This window comes from Mesorhizobium sp. WSM4814 (assembly GCF_055811595.1).
This window is the reverse complement of record NZ_JBVVQT010000053.1, coordinates 1-6,633: the sequence shown is the minus strand read 5'-3', so window position 1 is coordinate 6,633 and position 6,633 is coordinate 1. Positions and strand designations below refer to the sequence as shown.

4 protein-coding genes and 1 pseudogene are annotated in these 6,633 nt (G+C 59.0%); 4 read left to right on the top strand and 1 reads right to left on the bottom strand.

Annotated elements, in window-relative coordinates:
• From AC0L2V_RS31985 to AC0L2V_RS31970, 4 genes and pseudogenes are all read left to right on the top strand, one after another.
• Positions 1–429: hypothetical protein (locus tag AC0L2V_RS31985; RefSeq protein WP_473522164.1), on the top strand; the 429-nt coding region annotated here is incomplete at its 5' end.
• A gap of 455 nt (positions 430–884) precedes the next feature.
• A complete protein-coding gene (nodU, locus tag AC0L2V_RS31980) occupies positions 885–2,552 on the top strand; it encodes a nodulation protein NodU (RefSeq protein ID WP_473522163.1) in 1,668 nt (555 codons plus the stop codon).
• A gap of 1,390 nt (positions 2,553–3,942) precedes the next feature.
• Positions 3,943–4,351, top strand: a pseudogene (locus tag AC0L2V_RS31975) (RNA polymerase factor sigma-54); the annotation flags it as partial.
• A 56-nt stretch (positions 4,352–4,407) separates the two neighbouring features.
• A complete protein-coding gene (locus AC0L2V_RS31970; protein WP_473522162.1) occupies positions 4,408–5,625 on the top strand; it encodes an MFS transporter in 1,218 nt (405 codons plus the stop codon).
• 432 nt (positions 5,626–6,057) lie between these two features.
• Here the strand turns inward: AC0L2V_RS31970 and AC0L2V_RS31965 are convergent.
• On the bottom strand, positions 6,058–6,633 hold a 576-nt coding region (locus tag AC0L2V_RS31965; protein WP_473522161.1), incomplete at its 5' end, for a LysR substrate-binding domain-containing protein.

Below are 6,633 nucleotides of genomic sequence, written 5' to 3'. Positions count from 1 at the left end.
CAACAGACAAACCGCGCCGGCCGACAGGCCGGCGACCGTCAGCAGCCGACAGGCTGCCCGCGCCAGGGGGCGAAGCCGGATGGCCGAGACCGCCTGAGCCTGTCGAAGAAAAAGCGGGCTCGGTTCACGAGCACCCGGCACGCGCCGTCGGGCGCGCGGGCGCCAAGGTTAGCATCGTTCGTAGCGGCGCGGCGGGCACAGCTGAGCCCGCATCGGAGGTCGACGAGGAAAGTGTATTGCTCCACCGATTTCGACGAAGGCCAGTGGTTGTATCACGGCTATGACGAAGCTCACTTGATCATCTATCTGCGGCCGCCAGGCGCCTGCGCCGACGAGGCGACCGAAGAGCGAATATCCCGGGCGGTTCTCGGCATTGAGCCGGCAGGTCTTCAGTTGGAAGCTGGCGAGGGCCTCCGGCTTGGTGCTTAGGTATCATTGTCTCGTCCAGGGCGCTTTCCACAGAAGCAAGTCGGCGTGGGCTGGGTCCACTTAGCCATGGGATTGGCGGATGTAGTGCAAGTCATTGAAACGGCGCAGGATTTGGTTGCTTACGCCGATCCGCGTCATTTCCCGGAGACCTCAACCCTCAGGAATAATCCTACGCTGCCGCTGACCGGTTTGTCATCTGTTCGCAGCAAGTCGTGGTCGCGCGTTTCGACGGCGGCATGCTGTCGCTCATCGCTGCGCATCAAGCCGGCTGGTCGCCTGTGGGCATGGGTCGCATATCCACACCATGGATGCACACATCCAAACAATCAAGTTTACCGATGCGTCATGATACTGCATAGCGCATTACTTGAAAGCCCATGTCCCGTGCTTTCCAGCTCACGTTTTTCTCGGTTGTTCTACAGTTGTTCCACAGCTAACCTTGACATGGATCTAGTATGCGAATTTGCGGTATCAAGCTAACGCACGACGGGGCAGTCGCTGTCGTCGAGGACGGCCGATTGATCTTTTGCGTCGAGCAGGAGAAACTCGATAATAATCCACGTTACCAATCCATTGATCGTCTTGAAACGATTGTTGCCGCCTTAGCGGAACATGGCCTGGATCCGCGCGATGTTGACCGGTTCGTCATCGATGGCTGGGACGGTGAGATCGAGTCGGAATTCCAGGTTGTTAGTGAGGGCACACCGGTCACTCTCAACGGGGCACCCTATGTGGAGCGGGACCCTAAAAGTCCCCTGACAGCTTATCACAGCTCGGGCCTCATGCTCGGCGGCGGGATATTTTCTTATGACAGTTATCCGCATGTCCTTGGCCACGTAGCTTCCGCATACTGCACCAGCTCATTCGCCAAAGCAAAGGAACCGGCATTTTGTCTGGTATGGGACGGCTGCATCTTTCCGCGTCTTTACTACGTCGAGCCAAGTGGAGTCCGATTTGTTGGGTGCCTGTTTCCGATGATAGGCCATGCCTATGCGGCCGCGGGCCAACATTTCGGTCCTTACAGGCGAGAACTGCGGACTGGCTGGAACCTCGGTATCGCCGGCAAGTTGATGGCCTATATTGCGCTCGGAGTAGTCCATGAACACATCGTGAATGTGTTTCAGGAGCTTTACGACGACCATTTTGCCTGGGATACGGACCTTGCTTTTGGCTACGGGAACAACAGCCACAGCGAAGACGCGTTACTCACGGCTGTGCACGACTTCTTCGATGCAAGCGCGTCGCGGTTAATCCCCGAAACGCCCGAGGACATACTTGCTTCGTTCCATGCCTTCGTGGAGCGTCTTCTCGTCCGGGGCATGACAAGGGCGCTGCGTGGGTACTCAGTCCCCAAAACCCGAAACCTGTGCATAGCCGGCGGATGCGGGCTGAACATCAAATGGAACAGCGCCCTCCGGGCGAGCGGTTTGTTCGACGCAGTCTGGGTGCCTCCGTTTCCAAACGACAGCGGATCGGCGATCGGTGCCGCTTGCTGCGCGCTGGCCGCCGACAAAGGTTTCGTGCATCTCGACTGGTCAGTCTACAGCGGACCAAACATGAACCATGGCCCGGTGCCGCCGGGATGGCAGGCTGCTCCATGCAGCTTGACAGAACTTGCCAGCGTGCTCGCGGACGACAAGCCCGTCGTTTTCCTCGCAGGCCGTGCAGAGCTTGGTCCACGTGCGTTGGGAGGCAGAAGCATCCTGGCGGCCGCGACTTCGTCCCACATGAAGGACCACCTCAACAAAGTAAAACGTCGAGAGCACTTCCGGCCGGTAGCGCCAATATGCTTGGAGGATCGTGCACATGAGATATTCGAGCCTGGCACGCCGGATCCTTACATGCTGTTCGATCACCGAACACGTTCAGAGTGGAAAGAGAAAATCCCGGCAGTCGTTCATCTCGACGGGACTGCACGATTACAGACAGTTTCCAGAGAATCTGATCACCCAATTGCAGAGCTCCTGGTCGAATACGAACAACTCACTGGCATTCCGCTGCTCTGCAACACGAGTGCCAACCTTAACGGACGTGGGTTCTTTCCGGATGCCGCGGCAGCCTGTGAGTGGGGATGCGTGGACCACGTTTGGTGCAATGGGTTGCTGTTGACTAAGACAGGTTAGACGCCGCTCCCGTCATCAATAAGGCTGGCTGGATGTACAGGGACGATCGCGCCTAGCGAATGCATGCAGCAGCATCAGGCAGCGTAGCCGGCGTCAGATGCCCGTGGCTGTCGAAGGATAGGGCATTAAGGCTCTCCTCACGGTATTTCGCGTCAGGATTCGATAGCGCCATTAGAGGGCGCTAACTTCTCCAGGCGGTGAGAGGGCGATGCTGCATCTATGTCCCCTCGCGCCAAACGGGTCGACGCCCATGCTGAGCGAAATGTGGCCGCTGAAGGACAACCCATGCACCCAATCGCGCCGGGCTCCGCAAAGCGCATGATGCCGCCCAAGGATGCAAGAGCGCAGGCCGAGGAGCATTCCGGGCCCGTCAGCTAGAAGTGCTTAGCCTGTAGGCGGATAGGGCGACTGAGCTCCATCGCTTTGGCGATATTGTATTGCCGCCCTGCGAATGGAAGCCGACCACCCGTCGGGTTGTCCAACCGCCACGCCGGCTAACGACAGGTTGATCAATCACCGCTGAGCTCCCATGAAACACTGCTGACGTCCTCAGTGACAAAATTGCCGAAGCAAGGTGCCGATTACCGTACCGTTTGCGTTGCACCAATTGCCCCCGTACCGGCAGCCCGACCGTGACGATCTTTTTGTCGAGCTTGCGACATTCTTGTCCGGACACAACAGCGTTTTCGGATAGGCAGGCACAGAAGGAGCAAATCAAGGAATCGCGATCGTGCAAACGCCGTGACGCCTAGCCGAACTCGATCCTCACTGCGTGCAGACCGGCGCGCGCCGTGCTGAAGAGCTGGAAGGTGTTAGAGACCTTCCTCGACAGGGGAGCAACTACAGAGCTATGGCTGAGGCGCGACGGCCGCGCTTCGCAGATCGCCGGCCCGCGCCACGCAATTACACGCTAGAGACAAAGCCTTACGCGGTCGATGCAGTGCCCGCCGGCGTGCGGCAATGCATCGGCTGGCCGTCGGGAACGGTTTTCGTCTTCCGAGCCGGTGCGCAAGTGCTGATTACCCCGACAATACAGCACCTTTGCTCGGTCCGGGTGACCAAGCGATTGTGCGGCGCGCTCGGTCTTACTCAACGCACGGCGCCCCCTGCTCAAGCCAGCAGGGCTTCGGCAAAAGATAATCCGATTCGGTGCCTTCAAGTGAAACGGCATGGCGCTTGCTGTCATCTGTTAGAGCCCATCAAAGCACGTAGAAAGCTACAAACAGAACCATGGCAAAAACGCGAAGCTCCTTACAAGCGCCCAAGGAGACGGTGCACATTTGCGCCGAACTTTCCCTCCAGACATCCGTGCTCAGTAGCTGCTTTGCGCATCGCTGGTTCGAGACTGACGGACCAAGGCATGCGGCTCGCTCAATTGTCGTTCATCCGTCTCCGCCAGCAGGATGCCGCTTTGGGACACGGCGTGGACCACCTGCGGCCTCTCAGTCTCAGGACTGTCGCCGACGCGATCAACGTGCACGAGTCGACGGTAAGCTGGGTGACGTCGAACAAATAAATGCTGACCCCGCGCGGCGTGGTCGAACTGAATTATTTTTTCACCGTCGCGATCGCCTCCTCCCAAGGTGGCGACGCGCACTCCGCCGAAGCTGTCCGCCATCGGATCAGGCGATAACCGCCGCCGAAAAATCGCCAGATGACGTGCTTTCTGACGATGACATCGTCTTCCGGCTCAAGGATACGGCCATTGATATTGCGCGCCGCACCGTCAGAAAATATCGCGAAGCGATGAATTCCCCTCCTCCGTGCAACGCCGCAGGGAAAGGCCCTTCTGGCGCTAATGCGGGTCAGCGCAGCCACCCCGATGTTGCGCACATCCAAACGGGAGACCCAGTTCATGACCGAATCCGCGACAGGCTTCATGGACGGAGTTCTGCATGACCCAGAACAACCACATCAACGGTCTGGTCCCGCATGGAGTGCGGTCATTTCGCTTGCTTTAGGCACCTTCGGGCTTGTGACAGCAGAGTTTCTGCCTGCCAGCGTGCTGACGCCGCTCGCGCATGATCTCGGTATCACCGAGGGTGCAGCTGGTCAGGCACTGACAGCGACCGCAATCGTCGGGGCGATTGCGGCGCCGACGATGGCCATCATCACAAATCGCCTGGACCGCAGGATCGTCATGTGGGCGATGACGTTGCTGCTGATTCTGTCGAACGTTCTGTCGGCCGTCGCGGGGTCACTGCCGGTTCTCCTGACCGGTCGCGTCGTGCTCGGAATAGCGATCGGAGGCTTTTGGTCGATTTCGGGAGCGCTGGCGATGCGGCTCGTTCCAAGTCACCTTCTGCGGCGCGCCATGTCGATCATCCTCACTGGCGTTACCGTCGCTACCGTTTGCGCGGCTCCAATCGGCGCCTATGTCGGCGACATCTGGGGATGGCGTACCGCCTTCATGATCGCTGCAGTCTTTGGCGCCGTTACACTGCTAGTGCAACTCATGACCCTTCCGAGGCTGCCTCCGATTGGAGTGACCAGCTTTCGCAGTCTGCTGGATGTGGCCAGGACTCCAATGATCAAAGTCGCGATTTTGGTCGTCCTGCTGGTCGCTTCCGGGCACTTCGCCGGCTTCACCTATATCCGCGCCTTCCTCGAGGATGTTCCGGCGCTCAATATCGAGACGATCTCGCTCGTATTGCTCGCCTTTGGCATCGGCGGCTTCTTCGGCAATTTGGCCGGCGGATTCTTGGCCGAGCACAGCCTCAAGGCAGTCGCGGCCCTGCCGCCCCTGATCATAGCGATGGCCGCTGTCTCGCTGCTGACGTTGGGAGCATCGGCCTGGGCCGCGGCGATTGCGGTTACCGTATGGGGCTTTGCCTTCGGCGCGGTGCCGGTGGGACTGCAGACATGGATGGTGCTGCGCGCCGCTCCCGAGCATGCCGAAAACGCCGGTGGGATGATGGCGGCAACGTTCCAAGTGGCCATCGCAGCCGGCGCGATTTTCGGTGGTCTACTGGTGGACAATGCCGGCGTTGCCAGTGCCTTTGCCTACAGCGCCGTTGCCTCGTTTCTCGCTGCCCTGACAGTGTTCATGCTCGGCCCGAAGCGCGAACCGTAGACCGTCTAACAAAGGCCCTCAGTGCAGCGGCGAAAGATGCAATCGCATCAGCCGCGCGGTGCGGTCCTGCGCACGATTTTTTGGCGGTTGCAGGCTCGTCTCCGCGCGATCGGACGCTCAGCGTCTCCTCGATGTTAGTCTCCACCCAATCCACCAGCTTCGAGTATTTGGCCTGCCATTTGGGATCCACTGCGCCAGGTCGCGCTTGACCCTCGGCTAGGTCGCGGTGCATGGGAAAAACCTTCAGCCTCGCACAGCCTGCGGTAAAGTACTTCTTCCACTTCATTTTGGGTGTTGCCGGCTGCCAGCGTCGGGAGAATACGTGGCACGCCGTAATACAAGATTATCGAATTTGGTCAGACCCAATTTTGCACGCCGGTTCGCACCCGTATGAGCCGCTGAGTAAATCTAAAACTAGGAGCGCCCGCGACTTCACATTCGGGATGCCTCCTGCAACATTATCTGCCGCATCCATATGCTTGCCGGATCACTGTTGTGAAGGGTGGGCCATTGGACGGCCTCGGTGAACGTGGGAAGTGGCCGCGGAAGTTCGATGATCCGCAGGGGGAAGGTTTCCTTGAAATGCTCAACCAGTCGGAAGGGCATGGTCGCTATACGGGCTGTGCCTGAGACCATCGGCGGGATCATGCTAAAAGCCTGCACGACGATCTCGACACGTCTCTTGAGGCCATGCTCAAGCAAAAACTGTTCCTCGATGGATGGCATCTGCGCACGGCCGACCCTGAACGCAATGTGCTTCATCGACACGTACCTCTCGAATGTAAGCTTGCCTGGCAGCTGCTTGTTCGTGGGGCAGCCTACGCAGACGAATGTCTCGTCGAACAGCGCCGCTCTTGGATGCGCGCTCGACATGAACAATTCCGGAAGAATCAGAAAATCGACGTCACCGCGCCGGAGGAGCTCATCGGAATCGTCGTCGAGCGGCAGCAATTCGAAGCTGACGGCGGGTGCTTCGCGTGCAACACGCTCCACGACCTTTTCGAAAAA